This is a genomic window from Hymenobacter gelipurpurascens (assembly GCF_900187375.1).
GTDB classification, from domain to species: Bacteria; Bacteroidota; Bacteroidia; order Cytophagales; family Hymenobacteraceae; genus Hymenobacter; species Hymenobacter gelipurpurascens.
The window spans coordinates 705786-721002 of the sequence record NZ_FYEW01000002.1; the positions used below are offsets into that span (position 1 = coordinate 705786).

11 protein-coding genes are annotated in these 15217 nt (G+C 58.1%); 5 read left to right on the plus strand and 6 right to left on the minus strand.

Going from position 1 to position 15217, the window contains the following annotated elements:
- Positions 1-343 precede the first annotated feature (343 nt).
- A complete protein-coding gene (gene wrbA, locus CFT68_RS14880) occupies positions 344-955 on the plus strand; it encodes an NAD(P)H:quinone oxidoreductase (protein WP_088844325.1) in 612 nt (203 codons plus the stop codon).
- Between the two features lie 248 nt (positions 956-1203).
- On the opposite strand, the gene CFT68_RS14885 is transcribed toward wrbA, so the two are convergent.
- The gene (locus CFT68_RS14885; protein WP_088844326.1) at positions 1204-1953 is read right to left on the minus strand and encodes a LytR/AlgR family response regulator transcription factor; all 750 of its coding nucleotides are present in this window, start codon (positions 1951-1953) and stop codon (positions 1204-1206) included.
- 186 nt (positions 1954-2139) lie between these two features.
- Positions 2140-3372 (minus strand): sensor histidine kinase, encoded by a 1233-nt coding sequence (locus CFT68_RS14890; protein WP_212590417.1) that lies wholly within the window; start codon positions 3370-3372, stop codon positions 2140-2142.
- Positions 3373-3645: 273 nt separating this feature from the next.
- On the opposite strand from CFT68_RS14890, the gene CFT68_RS14895 reads away from it, so the two are divergent.
- The 3 genes from CFT68_RS14895 (at position 3646) to CFT68_RS14905 (ending at position 8192) form a co-directional block, all read left to right on the plus strand.
- Complete coding sequence (locus CFT68_RS14895) at positions 3646-4575, plus strand: ABC transporter ATP-binding protein (protein ID WP_088844328.1); 930 nt, start codon at positions 3646-3648, stop codon at positions 4573-4575.
- Positions 4572-5414 (plus strand): ABC transporter permease, encoded by an 843-nt coding sequence (locus CFT68_RS14900; protein ID WP_088844329.1) that lies wholly within the window; start codon positions 4572-4574, stop codon positions 5412-5414. Before CFT68_RS14895 ends, CFT68_RS14900 begins: the two co-directional genes overlap by 4 nt.
- A gap of 186 nt (positions 5415-5600) precedes the next feature.
- Positions 5601-8192: an outer membrane beta-barrel family protein gene (locus CFT68_RS14905; RefSeq protein ID WP_088844330.1), complete on the plus strand. Its 2592-nt coding sequence runs from the start codon at positions 5601-5603 to the stop codon at positions 8190-8192.
- Positions 8193-8404: 212 nt separating this feature from the next.
- Here CFT68_RS14905 and CFT68_RS14910 read toward each other — a convergent pair whose 3' ends face one another.
- Entirely contained in the window at positions 8405-9151 is a 747-nt protein-coding gene (locus CFT68_RS14910; RefSeq protein ID WP_088844331.1) for a LytR/AlgR family response regulator transcription factor, read from the minus strand.
- Between the two features lie 167 nt (positions 9152-9318).
- Positions 9319-10458 carry a sensor histidine kinase gene (locus tag CFT68_RS14915; protein ID WP_088844332.1) on the minus strand — a complete coding sequence of 380 codons (1140 nt, stop codon included), beginning with the start codon at positions 10456-10458 and terminating at the stop codon, positions 9319-9321.
- A gap of 428 nt (positions 10459-10886) precedes the next feature.
- Between CFT68_RS14915 and CFT68_RS14920 the strand changes: the two genes are divergently transcribed.
- Positions 10887-13379 (plus strand): TonB-dependent receptor domain-containing protein, encoded by a 2493-nt coding sequence (locus tag CFT68_RS14920; RefSeq protein ID WP_088844333.1) that lies wholly within the window; start codon positions 10887-10889, stop codon positions 13377-13379.
- Positions 13380-13658: 279 nt separating this feature from the next.
- Here CFT68_RS14920 and CFT68_RS14925 read toward each other — a convergent pair whose 3' ends face one another.
- The gene (locus CFT68_RS14925) at positions 13659-14396 is read right to left on the minus strand and encodes a shikimate dehydrogenase family protein (RefSeq protein ID WP_088844334.1); all 738 of its coding nucleotides are present in this window, start codon (positions 14394-14396) and stop codon (positions 13659-13661) included.
- A gap of 150 nt (positions 14397-14546) precedes the next feature.
- Entirely contained in the window at positions 14547-15185 is a 639-nt protein-coding gene (locus CFT68_RS14930; protein ID WP_088844335.1) for a DedA family protein, read from the minus strand.
- Between the last annotated feature and the right edge of the window lie 32 nt (positions 15186-15217).

Consider the following 15217-nt stretch of genomic DNA (forward strand, 5'->3'; position numbering starts at 1 on the left):
AGGCCTGGGTTTCGCTTGGGGTAGAATGCTGCATATGCCGCAAGTCAGATAACTAGAGTAATACCTTAATAGATGGAACGCCGGTGCCGGCATTCTGATAGCAAGAGGACAAGCGGGGCTCAGTTGGTTGCACAGTCCTATCAAGAATTTTCATTTTCTGCATCGAGGCAATCCTTATCTTTCCCTTACTCCTTGAAAGATAGCACAAACCACAACCTTAACTACCTGTATCATGTACATACATTAGTAGTTCTATCGGCCCCTGCCCCTAGAAAACCTTGGAGGTAGCTGGGCCGTTGGCAAGTCTACTTTTATTACCCTCACCCATAAAACCAGCATTCGTATGAAGACTCTCGTTCTGTTTTACTCCACCTATGGTCACATCTGGAAAATGGCGGAGGCCGTAGCTGAAGGCGCCCGCCAGGTAGGCGGTAACGAGGTAGTGATAAAGCGCGTGCCGGAAACCCTCCCGCAAGCCATCCTCGACCAGATTGGGGCTACCGAGGCGCAGAAAGCCTTCGCGCATGTGCCGGTGGCTACTATTGAGGAGCTAACGGATTATGATGCCATTATTCTGGGCGTGCCTACCCGCTACGGCAACATGTGCGGCCAGATTCAGTCGTTCTGGGATGGCACGGGTGGCCTATGGGCCAAAGGCGCACTTATTGGAAAAGTGGGCGGCGTATTCGCCAGCACGGCCACCCAACACGGCGGCCAGGAAACCACCATTCGGGCAGCCCATACGCTCATGTTGCACCACGGTTTCGTCATCGTAGGCCTGCCCTACGCTTGGCAGGGCCAAATGAATATTGCTGAAATTACGGGCGGCTCACCGTACGGCGCTTCCACCATCACGGGTGGCCAGGGCGAGCGGATGCCCAGCGAGAACGAGCTGGAAGGTGCTCGTTTCCAAGGCCGCCACACCGCCGAAATTGCCAGCAAGCTGGCGCGGTAAGCGGTGAAGTGGTGCTTTGGCCGTGCTGACTGGCCTAGATAGCCCTGTCATTGCGAGGATGAAGGGCGAAGCAATCTTTCCTTCGTATCTCGCCAAATCCTGAAGAAACACGAAGCCCTTACCTCCTAAGTGGAAGTAAGGGCTTTTCTTAAGCCAGCAGGTGGCGCGGCTAGGAGGAAAGATCGCTTCGCGCTGCTCGCAATGACAGGGCGATCTAGGCCAGTCAGCACGGCCAAATCACCACTCGCCTACAGCTGATTATATGCCTTAATCAGGCCAGCAAACGACTCCCGATACGTGTCGCCGATGGGCAGGAGGCGGCCCGCTACCTGCACTTTGCCGCGCTCCAGATGCTCAATGCGGCTCAGGGCCACCAGAAACGATTTATGAATACGGGCGAAGCGGTCGGGTGGCAGCACCTCCTCTACCCGCCGGAACGATTGCAGCGTGAGCACCTTGCCCGTGGTGGTGTAAATCATCAGATACTCCTTCATGCCTTCGATGTATAGAATATCATTGAAGGCCACGCGCTGCAGTCGGTGCTCGTTTTTCACGAACATGGCATCGGAAGAAGCAGGCTGAGGCTGCTCCGGGGCAGCGGCTGGTGCGGGCGCTAGGCCACTTGGCGCGGCACTAACTGGGGCAGCCAGCTGCTGCCGCACTTTCTGTACAGCCTGCAGGAACCGCTCAAAAGCAATGGGCTTGAGTAGATAATCGGAGGCGTTCAGGTCGTAGCTGCGCACGGCATACTGGTCGTAGGCCGTGGTGAAGATGATGCGCGGGCCAGGTTGGGGCAACAGCTGGGCCAGCTGGAGGCCAGTCAGGCGCGGCATATGAATATCCAGAAACACCAGATCCACGGGGTTATCCTGCAGGAAGGCCAAGCCAGCCAGGGCATCATCAAACTGGCCTTTTAGCTCTAGGCCCGGCACTTGGGCGCAGTAATCGGCCAGCAGATCAAGGGCCAGCGGTTCATCATCCAGAATTGCGCAGGTCATGAGGTGTAGTGGTGTAGTAGTGGAATGAGCAATGGGCAATAGTGAGTACGGGGCCGTCATGCCAAGTCATGCCGGGCTTTTATAGTAGATAGCTGTTCCTGCAAAGGCAAATACACCTCTTCATCACAGTCAATAAGCGGCCTCTTCACTCAGGATGACAATATCCTGGTTTGGGTTGCCTGGGCCTCAACTTAATAAGGTGAGCGTGACCTTGTGCTGCTCCGCAGAGGCTTCTACTTCCAGCGAGTACCGGTTGGGGTAGAGCAGCTCTAAGCGGCGGCGCAGATTCACGAGGCCTACGCCACCAGGTTGCTTGGGTAGGTCGCGGGTAGCGTCAGAAGAAGCCACGAAGTTGTGCACCGAAAACCGAATCATGCCATCAGTAGCCAAATCCAGCTTGATGTGCACGGCTACAGGCCTAGCGGCCAGGTCGCCGTGCTTAAAGGCATTTTCTACCAGCGGCAGCAGCATGAGCGGTGCAATGGGCTGCGTACAATCAGGCGGCGTGCCCGTGATATCTAGCCGGATAGCATCGGGAGCCGAAGCCGGCAGGCGCAGGCGCTGCAGGTCCAGAAACGCGTTCAGGTGCGCTACTTCACGGCTCAGCGGCACCGTGTCAGTACTGCTCTCGTAGAGCAGGTAACGCATAATCTCGGCGAGGCGCAGCACTGCTTCCGGGGCCTTATCCGACTTACGGCTGGTGAGTGAGTAAATATTGTTGAGTGTATTGAACAGGAAGTGCGGGTTGATTTGCGTTTTAAGCATGGCCAGCTCCGTGAGCAGCTGCTGGCGCTCCATTTCGCGGCGGTTGCGCTGCCCCCGAATGTAGTCGCCGGTGACGCGCAGGGCCGAGCTACTGCCCACAATGAAGGCTCCCACAAACCCAGCGGCCAGCACCCGCATCCAGGCTTCCGGAATAGACGAATCCGTAGGCTTTATGACCGTAGTGACGGGCTTTTTCTGACCGGGAGCCGTTTCCGTGACGCGAATAGTGCGGTTGGTTGCTTTTTTGGGCGAAGTCTGGTAGGTGATGCCGCCTACTATCAGTGCGTACGGAATCACGAGGAAAGCGGAGAGCAGCACATACTGGCCTACCTGCGCCCGACCCAGTGTGCGCGGAATAAGCCAGCGCCACGTGAGGTAAAACAACGCGGCGGCTGCGGCATCTTCTAGTACTAGGCGGCCTAGCAGCGGCAGCAGCGGCTGCCAATCGGAGGCAGTGCCCAGGAAGTGGGGCAACTTAGAAACCGGGCTGGCGAGCTTCAGAGCATCAATGGCCAGCAGCCACACCCAGAGTAGTATATGTACCCAGCGCGGCACCTGCCGGGCTTCCGGCGCCGCCGACCAGTTGGTGGGCCGCAGGAAGGAACGCAGCCGCGTCCGCCAGCCGCGCCGAGCTATGGGTTCTGCTGCATCCAAGGCGCTAAGAGAAACGGACGATACTTCCATTCCGAAAAATACGATTTGCCCCCTTCCAAACCACTTCCTATTCAATGAACACGGCTGCCACACCCGCCAACGGGCCAGCGGCTCGGGTTAACCTGTTCTAGGCCAGTGTAAGTAGCCTACCGTCGGGTTTGGGAGCGAAATCTGGCCGTTACGGGGCTGGTACTTTGGGTTGGTTGAATAGCAGGATAGAGATATAGTGCAGCCCCTACGTTTGCTGCATATCTGACTTGTTCTTTCTGCGCTATGACAACAACAGCTCTCCTGCTGGAAACGCAGGGCCTATCCTTCCGCTTCGGCAAGCGGCCTATTTTACACGATATCAACCTACAGGTGCCCGTCGGCAGCATCTACGGGTTTCTGGGGCCTAACGGAGCCGGCAAAAGCACCACCATGCGGCTGCTGCTAGGCCTGTTGCGGCCGGCGGCTGGCACGGTGCAGCTCTTCGGACACGACCTCGCCCGGCACCGCGTGGCCCTGCTCAGCCGCGTGGGCGCCCTCATCGAAAACCCCTCGCTCTACGACCACCTCACGGGCTACGAAAACATTGAAGCCACTCGGAAGCTGCGGGGCCTGCCCGCTAGCCGTACGGCTGAGGTGCTGGAACTGGTAGGCCTAAGCCCTGACTCGGCACGGCGCCCGGCCAAGGAATACTCGCTGGGCATGCGCCAGCGCCTAGGGCTCGCGCTGGCCCTGCTGCCCAACCCCGATCTGCTGATGCTGGATGAGCCCACCAACGGCCTCGACCCGAACGGCATTATGGAGATGCGTGAGCTGCTGCGTCGTTTGCAAAGCCAGGGCAAAACCATTTTGCTGTCCAGCCACCTCATCAGTGAGATTGAGAAAGTAGCCACGCATGTGGGCGTTATACAACTAGGCAAGTTGGTGTTCCAAGGCAGCCTCCCCGATTTGCAGCGTCTGCAGAGCGGCCGGGCCCAGCTGGTGCTGGAAACCGAAAGCGCCGATACCTGCCGCAACCTACTGCCTCAGCTGCTCTCTGAGGCTACCGTGACAGGCCTAGGCACCTTGCGCATCCCCTTCCACTCCCGCGAGCAAGTGGCCGCTCTGGCTGAAGCGCTGGTAGCAGCAGGCCAGCCCATCTACGGCTTGCGCCCCGAGCAACCTAGCCTCGAAGACACCTTCCTCCACCTCACCGAAACCAACGCCGCTATATGAGCGCCACCCTTACTCCCGAGATGCTAGTAGCGCTGCCTGCTACCCCTTCTCCCCTGCTGCAGTTGCAGCGCATCCTTTCCGCTGATATCCTAAAGCTGCGCCGCACGGCTGCTTTACGCCTGACGCTATTTAGCGGGGTGCTGCCGGTACTGCTCACGTTCTGCATTTTCTACTTCAAGGGTCAGTACATCATCAAAGGCGGCATTGATCCGTGGCCCCAGTTCGTGAGTATGGCTTGGCAAACGGCGGGTACCTTGTTGCTGCCCCTGTTTGTGGTGTTGCTTACTAGTCTGATTGTGAATGTGGAAACCAAATCGGCAGCCTGGAAACATCTCTATGCCTTGCCCGTGGGTCGTGGGGCCGTGTTTACTTCTAAGCTGCTGGTACTACTAAGCCTAAATGCTGTGGCGCTAGTGCTGTTTGTGCTGCTGCTGATAGGCGCTGGCACATTGCTGGGACTAGTGAAACCGGGGTTGGGTTTTCAGACGCATGAGCCGCCCCTGCAAACAGTGCTCTGGATGCTGGCCCACACGTTTGTGGCCACGCTAGGCCTGCTGGCCGTGCAGTACATCGTGAGCCTGTATTGGCGCTCCTTTGTAGTGCCAGTGGGCGTGGGCATGGGTGCGGTGGTAGCTACTATTGCGCTCCTGAAGTGGGAGCATGTAGATAAGATTCCCTATTCGGCCCCTATTGGCACCACCATGCTGATGAAAATGGACAAAACCAGTGGCCTACAAGTGGCCCACGAGCTAGCCAAGCACGAGTGGTATAGCCTGGCCTGGTTTGCCGGAGCACTGCTCATCGGATACGTACTGCTGCACCTGCGCCGCGCCGATTAACTGGCCTAGGCCACTGCTGCTCCTTTTGGTGCAACCTCAGCAAGCTCAACTGTGCCTCTAGGCCACTTCGCTGCTTCAGGCTGGCTATTCTACCGTTCAGCTCCCATTTCTGACGGTCCAGCCACTTCTACTTTTTTACGACTTCTCCTTTCCCGCTCTTTGCTACCGCAATCTGCTTTCTGAATCATGAAAAACGCTTATCTGCCGCTATCCGTATTGCTAACTGGCCTCCTGGCCGCGCCTACTCTGGCCCAAACCACCACGCCTCCTGCTGGTACGCCCGCGGCTGGCCCTCGCCCCGCTGGTGTGCCCAGCGCCCCTGGCCAGACGCCCGCTGCTAGGCCACTCCTGCCGCAAGCTCCGCAGGGAGCCGGCCGCCTGACGGGTATCATTCTGGATGCTACCACTAAAAAGCCAGTAGAATACGCCACCGTGGCCTTGCTGCCCGCGGCCAGCAATACGCCTATTGATGGAACAGTCTGCGATGAACGGGGCCGCTTCAACCTAAAAGGCCTGGCTGCCGGCACGTATCGGGTGCAGGTGAGCTTCCTGGGCTACACTACCCGCACCGAGAACGTAACCATTACCGATGGCGCTACCGATCTGGGCACCCTGACGCTACAATCGGCGGCGCAGAAGCTGGGCGAAGTAACCGTAACCGGCGAGCGGGACGTGGTAGAAACCAAGCCCGACCGTATTGTATACAATGCTGACAAGGACATCACCAACTCGGGTGGTACGGCGGCCGATGTACTGCGCAAAGTGCCCCTGGTGAATGTAGACCCCGATGGCAACGTGGAGCTGCGCGGCACCAGCAACGTGCGCGTGCTCATCAACAACAAGCCATCCGGCATTGTGGCCTCCTCGGTGGCCGATGCCATGAAGCAGATTCCGGCCGACCAGATCAAGAGCGTAGAGGTAATTACCACGCCCTCGGCGAAATATGATGCGGAAGGCACCGGCGGCATCATCAACATCATTCTGAAGAAGAACAACCTCGAAGGTCTGAACGGCTCGGTAGGCCTAGCAGGTGGCACGCGCAGCTCCAATGGCAACGCCACCCTCAACTACCGCAAAGGCAAAGTGGGCCTGAGCAGCTCTGTGAGCGGCTTTGCCTTCTACAGCCCCAACCGCAGCGAATTGCGCCGTTACCTGCCCGGAGTTGGTGGGGAGGAAACGCTTGCTCTGACGCAGAACGGAGATGGCAACACCATCGGGGGTGGCGGCTTTGGGCGCCTAGGCCTCGATTATGACCCGGCCAAGTACCATAATCTGACCCTAAGCGTGCAGGGCAACCTGTTCCGCAACAGCGGCGACCAAAGCCTCTACAACAACAGCCTCTTCCCAGTACGGCAAGAGTTTCTGCGCGACTTCGACCGGAAGTTCCACACCCAGAGCTACGATGTAAGTGGCAGCTACACCCGCACCTTCGAGCAGAAGCGCCGCGAGTGGAGTGTGCTGGCCCAGCACACCCGTAACCGCAACAACCAGGAGTACGCCCTCGACCAATTCAACAACGAAGGGTTTGGCTATGGTCCCGGAACCGGCGTCGATTACCGCGAGCGGAGCCTGAACTTGGCCAAAAATCTGGAGACCACACTCCAAACCGACTACGTACATCCCTTCTCGGAAACGGCCACGCTGGAAACCGGTGCCAAAGCCATCATGCGCCGCGTGAGCAGCGACTATGACGTGTCGGAAGACCAGACTGGCAACGGGCCGCTCATTCGGAGCAACACCCGCTCCAATGTGTTTGATTACGACCAGGACGTGGTGTCGGCGTACGGCACGTATGGCTTCAACCTGAGCAAAAAGCTCAGCACCCGCATCGGGGCACGGGCCGAAAACACGCGCATCGATGGCCGCTTTGCCCAGCAACTCAGCGAAAACTCTGGCCTGAAGCAGATCTACACCAACGTGCTGCCGAACGTGAGCCTGAGCTACCAGCCCCAGAACCCCAAGAAGCCCGGCCAAACCGTGCGCCTAGCCTACTCCACCCGCATTCAGCGCCCCCAGATTTTCTACCTGAACCCCTTCCGCAACACCACCGATACGCTCAACGTGAGCTACGGTAACCCCGAGTTGCGCCCTGAGCTGACGCATAGCTTCGAGCTGAACTATACTACCTTCATCAAAGGCTCGGTGGTAAACATCTCGACCTATGCCCGTCGCACGAATAAGGCCATTGAGTCGTACCGCTTTGTGGATGAGTTTGGCGTCAATAACCAGACTTTCCGCAACATTGGGCGCAACGCAACCTATGGGGTGTCGCTGTTTACCTCGGTGAAGCCCATTCCGAAGTGGGATTTGAGCGGCAACGTAAACGTGTACTACGTGTCGCTGAAAAGCCCCGCACTGGGTTTCAACAACGATGGGGTGATGTACAACCTGAACCTGAACTCCAGCTACAAATTCGAGAAGGGCCTGAGCCTGCAGTTCTTTGGGGGCCTCAACTCGCCACGGGTGCAGCTGCAGGGCAAGCAAGCCGCCTGGACGTTCTACTCCGTGGGTCTGCGCAAAAACCTGCTCAAGGATAAGGCCGACCTAACCCTGAACGCCGACAACTTCCTCTCGGCCACGCGTAACCTGAGCCTCGAACTCAATAGCCCCGGCCAGTTCCGCCAAGTAAGCGACAACTACATCTATCTGCGCGGCGTGCGTCTGGCCTTCAACTACCGCTTCGGCAAAACCACCGCCCAGCCCCAGAAGCGCCGTCGCAGCATCCAAAACGACGACACCAAGCAAGGCGGCGACAGCACCGGCCAAGGACAGCAGTAGTTTTTGGTGATGAGGTGAATTTGTGACGAGGTAAATAGCACGTCGTCCTGACCTACTTAACAGCCCTTACTTCCATAGCGGAGGTAAGGGCTTTTCGTTGCAAGGGCTTAGCAAGTCGATTTGTAAGAATTGGCTATACCGTCATCCATATGATTCGCCTCCGGCTCATCACGCTAGGCCACTTCGTCACCCCATTACTTCATCACCTCAAATCACATTTTGCCATGATACCGCAGCATTTCCATGAAGGCGTCGCGGTAGGTTTCGCCGATGGGAAGGGACGTGCCGTGCACTTGCACGCGGGTGCGCTCCACGTACTCCAGGTGGCGCAGGCTGATGAGGTAGGACTTGTGGATGCGGGCAAAGCGGCCAGGGGGCAGCAGTTCCTCTAGCTTCCGGAAAGATTGCAGCGTCAGGATTTTGCCGCCGCCGGTGTAGAGCATCAGGTATTCCTTTTGGCCCTCCACGTAGAAAATGTCGGCTACCGGCACGCGGCGCAAGCGGTTATCGTGACGCACGAACAGGGCCTCGCCTGCTTCGGCAGGTGCTTCCGCAGGAGCTATGGTAACTGCCGACTGGCCTAGGGCGGCGCGGGCGCGGTGCGCGGCCTGCACAAACCGCTCAAACGAAATCGGTTTCAGCAAATAATCCAGGGCGGGCAGCTCGTAGCTCTGCACGGCGTAGTCGGGGTGGGCCGTGGTGAAGATGATGCGAGGGCCAGGTTGGGGCAGCAGCTGAGCCAACTGTAGGCCCATCAGGCGCGGCATCTGAATATCCAGAAACACTACATCCACGGGGTTATCCTGCAGAAAAGCCACGGCCGCCAGCGCATCACTAAACTGCCCTTTCAGCTCCAGAAACGGCACCTGCCCGCAATACTCCGCCAGCACGTTCAGGGCCAGATGCTCATCATCGACTATGGCGCAAGTAAGCGGACGGCGCGGTGCGTTGGGCTCCATGGGAGGTGGGTTAGTGCTTTAGTAAAATAGTGAGCTTGATGTCCTTTTACCCAGTTTGACGTTCGTTTACCTATTAGCACGTCATCCTGAGAAAAGCGAAGGTTCTTGTCACGATAGCACGAAGCGCTAGGCCAGTCGTTGATAGGTGAGAACATCCTTCGCTTCTCTCAGGATGACGTGCTAATGGTTTTGAGGGCACTTATAGCGTTTCGGCTAAGCTGCAGGGTCATTCTCACGGAGTATTCTTCGTTGTTTTCTACAACTACCAAGGCGTGGCGCTCGGGGTAGAGCAGCGTGAGACGGCGCTTGAGGTTGGCAAGGCCCATACCGCCGGGTGCCACGGGTGCACTGCCGTAGGCCAGTCGGTTACGGACGGAGAAGTGTAGCTGCCCGTCATCGGCCAGCTGCAGGGAAAGGCGCACCACGTGGGGCCTAGCGGTTAGGTCACCGTGCTTAAAGGCATTTTCTACCAGCGGCAGCAGCAGCATGGGCGGCAACTGGTAGGCGTGCTCAGCACCGGGCGGCAACAGCACCGTAAACTGGATGGCCTCATCGGCTTCATCAGGTGGAAGGCGCAGGTGCTGCAGCGTCAGGAAGCTTTGGAGGTGGCTGATTTCGCGGGCCAGCGGCACGGTGTCGGCGGCGCTGTCGTAGAGCTGGTAGCGCATCAGCTCCGAGAGGCGCAGCACCGCTTCGGGCGCCTGCGGAGAGGCGTTGAGCGTGAGAGAATAGATGTTGTTGAGCGTATTGAAGAGGAAGTGCGGGTGCAGTTGCGTTTTGAGCAGGGCCAGCTCAGTGCGCAGGTGCTGCTGTTCCAGCTCACGCCGGTTGTCCCGCTCGCGGAGATAGTCGCCGGCTAGGCGCAGAAAAAAGCTCAGCAGCAGAATCTGACCGCCCAGCAACAGGTAGTAGGCCTGCAGCACCTGCACGTAGTAGGCCAGTGTTTGGGGTATGCCCTGTATTTTGACTTCCTCAAACAGGTAGCTCAGCCCAATGCGGGTGGCAGCAAACGCGGCCAATCCTAGGCCTAGCGCCAGAAAATACGCTGGCAGCCGGGTCCGCACAAACAGGTGCGGCATCAGGAGCCAGTTCAGGTAGAACAGGCCGGAGTCCAGTACATCCGTCAGGAAGGCGTTGAGCCAGAAGTGCTCTTCCAGCGCCGGCAGAAACGGACCTACGCGCAGCAGCCGCAGCTGCACATCGAAGTACAGCAACAGGCCTAGCCAGACCAGATGCGGCCACGGCAGGCTCTTCAATAACCGGGGCAGCTGTATAGGGCGGCGCGAAGCAGAAAACAGTAATGGCATGCAGTAACGGAGGCAACACGCCTCCTAGCCTCCAAAGTAACCATTCGTAGGCCACTCGGGCACTGGTTTTCAACCAGCCTCAGGTGCGCTTCAATCAATAAGGTTTTGGTATCAGTGAAATGTGGACCCCACCCCCGGCCCCTCCCCGTTGGGAGAGGGGTGCGTTCTGGAACGGCTCACGGCTGGAGACCCTCTCCCGGAGGATGTGGCGCATCAAGCCAGGGTGGGCCGGGGGTGGGGTCCACATTTCACACTGGTAGGGGCTAAATCCAGGTTAGTATGTTATGAAGTTGAAGTTGGTTGAATTTTAGACAGCTCAGCCATAAGAAGCAGTAAGTTTGAGCCGTTGTGCCACCATTCGGCGTATGCGCGGCTCTTACCTGCGGCTATCCTTATCCTTCGCCGACTATCCTTTTTCTGTTTTCTAGATGAAACAATTCGTTACGCTAGTGTTGCTGGCGATGCTGCCGGTGTGTGCTATTCAGGCGCAAAGCACCTCTCCGGCTCCGTCTTCTACGACTGCTACAGGCACTGCCCGGCTAACAGGCCGCGTGCTGGATGCTGCCACCCAAAAGCCCATTGAGTATGCCACCGTGGCGCTGCTCCCAGCCACGGGCACTGCGCCGCTCACGGGCGCCACCTGCGATGAGCAAGGCCGCTTTGAGCTGAAGAGCTTAGCGGCGGGCACGTACCGGCTACAGCTCAGCTTTGTGGGCTATGCCACGCGGCTGGAGTCTGTCACGGTTACGGACGCCGGGGCTGATGTTGGCTCGCTCACGCTTACTGCTTCGGCCCAAAACCTGGCGGGCGTAACCGTAACGGGCGAAAAGCCGATGGTAGAAACCAAGCCCGACCGCCTCATCTACAACGCCGAGCAGGATGCTAGCAACACCGGCGGCAATGCAGCTGATGTGCTGCGCAAAACGCCTCTGGTGAATCTGGACGGGGAAGGCAACGTGCAACTGCGCGGCACCAGCAACGTGCGTATCCTGATCAATAATAAACCCTCGGCATTGCTTTCCGGCAACCTGGCTGAGGCGCTCAAACAGATTCCGGCTGATCAGATCAAAGCCATTGAAGTCGTGACAGCACCGTCGGCGAAGTATGATGCGGAAGGATCGGGCGGGGTTATCAATATTGTCTTGAAGAAAAACAGCCTACAGGGGATGAGTGGCAGCGTAGGCGCTAACGCCGGCAACCGCAACCAGGGAATCAATACCAGCCTGAATGCCAAGCGCGGCAAGCTGGGCCTCAATACCAAGCTCAGCAGCTTCCGCAGCCTTTACCCATTCAAGAGCAGCACCATTCGCACCAATTATGCGGCAGATGGCAGCACGGGCCTACTTACGGAGCGCACTACCTCGCGCAACCAGGGCCAGGGCGGCTACGGGCAAGTAGAAATCACCTACGACCCTTCGCCCCTGCATAGCTTCACGCTTAGCGGCAACGGCAACCTTTACAACAGCAGTGCCCCCCAACAGCTCTTCAATCAATACCTAGGCCAGTCGGCGCTTGACACGCTCTACACGCGCGACATCAACCGGCAGGACGAGAGCCGCAATTTTGACCTGAACGCCGGCTACACCCGCACCTTCGGGGAGAAGCAGCCCCGCCGCGAGTGGAGCGTGCTGGCCCAGCATACCAGCAACCGCAGCCACGAGCAATACCGCCTCGACCAGTTCCCGAGCCCCGAGGTGCGCGGTGCGGCCATTGAGTACCAAGAAGCCAGCCTAAACCTGGCCCGAAACCTGGAAACCACTTTTCAGACTGATTACACGCTGCCTTTCGGAGAAAAGAATACGCTGGAAACCGGCGCCAAGCACATCCGCCGCCAAGTGAGCAGCGACTACACCGTGGACACGTTGCTGACCAGCGTGCAGCCCGACTTTGTGCGCAGCGCGCTTCGCTCCAACCGCTTCGACTACAGCCAAAACGTGCTGGCGGCCTATGGCACCTACAACTTTGCGCTGGGTAAGAAGAACGCCTTTAGCCTAGGCACACGTCTGGAGCGCACAGCCATTGCCGGCGAATTTCAAGGCGAGGCTGGCCGATTCGAGAACGACTACCTAAATGTGCTGCCCAACCTGAGCGCCACCCGCACACTCAAGAAAGAAGGCCAGACGCTGCGCCTGAGCTACTCCCGCCGCATCCAGCGCCCCCAGATTTACTTCCTGAACCCCTACATAAACCAAGTAACGCCTAACTCTGTAAATTTCGGCAACCCTGAATTGCGCCCTGAGCTGGCCGATTTGGTGGAACTGACCTATGGCACTTTCGGCGAGAAAACCTCGCTTAACGCCTCCGGTTTCGTGCGGCACACTGGCAACTCCATCGAGCGGTTCAGCTCTTTCAATGAGGCCCTGGCTCGCAACGAAACCACCTACGGTAACCTGGCTACCGTGAATATTTACGGTATAAACCTGTATGGCTCCTGGAAACCAATTAAGAACTGGGACCTGAGCTCTAACCTCAGCGGCGACTATACCCGCTTGCGCAGCCCCATTCTGGACCGTGTGGCCAGCCGCGCCAGCGTGTATATGAACGTGAATTCCTCTCTGAAGCTGGGCAAAACCTACACGGCCCAAGGCTACGGCGGCTTCTGGACCGGCGGTGTACAGCTCCAGACGCGCTACTCCGGCGGTGTGTACTACGGCCTTAGCCTGAAGAAGCTACTACTGAAAGAAAAGGCCGACCTCACGCTGGGGGCCAACAACTTCCTGGCACCCGGCCGCGAGTTTACCAGCACCACCATCACTCCCCAGTTCCGCAATGAGGGCAGCTTCTACTCCTACCAGCGCAACGTCCGCCTGTCCTTCAACTACCGCTTCGGCAAGCTCGAGGGCGGCCAGCGCCAGCGCAAAACCATCCGCAACGACGACTCCAAAGGTGGCGGCAGCGGCGGCGGGCAGCAGGGCGGCTAGCGGAGGGGAAGTGGTGAGATGATGTTCTGTTGACAGGCCTAGGCCACCCTGCTGTCATGGCGAGCATGTGGCGCATCAAGCCAGTGTCGAAGCAATTTTTCCTTCCGGTTGCGCCCACTGCTGGCCCACTGAAAAGCCCTTACTTCCACTGTGGAGGTAAGGGCTTCTTGTTTATACAGGATTCAGTGAGAGGCAAAGGAAAGATTACTTCGTCGTGCCTCCTCGCAATGACAGTGTTGTAGGCCATTTCACAACTTCATCATTTCGCAACTTCACCTTTCACCGATTCCAGATTTTCCAGGCTTCTTCGGCTTGGATGCAGAGCATTTCGAAACCGTTTTTGGCCTGAGCACCAATGGCCTGCCCGCGCTTCATGAACTCGGTTTCGCGGGGATTATAGATGAGGTCGTAGAGGAAGTGCTGGCTGGTGAGGGCCTCGTACGGAATGGGCGGGCATTCGTGCACGTCGGGCACGGTGCCTAGCGGCGTGGTATTCACGATGAGCGTGTGCTCCTGCAGGACCTCGGGCGTCAGGTCGTCGTATGTTAGGCCCTGGCCTAGAGGGTTGCGCGATACCACCCAGTACCCGATGCCTAGGTCGCGCAGGGCTACTTCCACGGCTTTGGAGCCGCCACCGCTGCCCAACACCAGCGCCCGGCCCTGAAAGCCGGCTGGCAGCCAATTCCGGAGCGAGTCGCGGAAGCCAATCATGTCGGTGTTGTGGCCCACGAGGCGGCCATCGGCGGTAAACTCAATGGTGTTTACGGCACCTACCCGTGCGGCTGAGGGGGCTACTTCACTCAAAAACGGCCATACTTTTTCCTTGTACGGAATGGTCACGTTCAGGCCGTACAGGTTGGGGTGCTGGGCTATCAGGTCTGGAAACTCCTGGATGGAAGACAGCTCAAAAAGGCCGTATTGATGATCGGCTAAGCCGAGGCTATCAAACTTCTGAGAGAAATAGGTTTGAGAAAACGAGTGCCGCAGGGTGCGACCAATCAGGCCAAATTCGCGCATACAATAGAGCTGTTGTTGAGCCCGCTCAAAGCAACAAAAAAAACCACCCCGGCCCAAGGCGAGCGGAGTGGTTTCTGCAGTTTATGTGGCTGGTTACGGCGGTCCGACGTTTCGCAACCAGCCAGCTAGTGGCCTAGGCCACTTCCGTGTCTAACGCGTTACCGGTGCGCGGCGGGCTTTGAAAAACTCCCACACCGCCGGCAGCACCGACAGCACGATGATGGCAACTACCACCAACGAGAAGTTTTTCTGCACGAAAGGCATCGAGCCGAAGAAGTAGCCAGCCCCGGTCAGTAGTACCACCCACGCTACGGCACCTACCACATTGTAGGAAAGAAACTTGGTGTAGCTCATGGTGCCTACGCCGGCCACAAACGGCGCAAACGTGCGGATAATGGGGATGAAACGCGCCAGAATGATGGTTTTGGCACCGTGCTTCTGATAGAAAGCCTGTGTTTTTTCCAGATGCTCCCGCTTCAGGAAGCGCGAGCTGCCAGTGAATACGCGCGGCCCCAGATAATCGCCGATGTGGTAGTTGAGGGTATCGCCGAGCACGGCAGCCAGGATAAGCAGGCCCATCATCACCCACACATTCAGGGGGGAGCCGGGCAGCGCGGCCAAGGAGCCGGCCGCGAACAGCAGAGAGTCGCCGGGCAGGAAGGGCAGCACCACTACGCCAGTTTCCACAAAGATGATGAGGAACAGAATGGCGTAGGTCCAGGCACCATAGTCCTGAATCAGAGCAGCTAAGTGCTTATCCAGGTGCAGGACGAAATCAACAATTTCCATAGAATAGGGTTTAAGCCCACAAAGAAAGCACT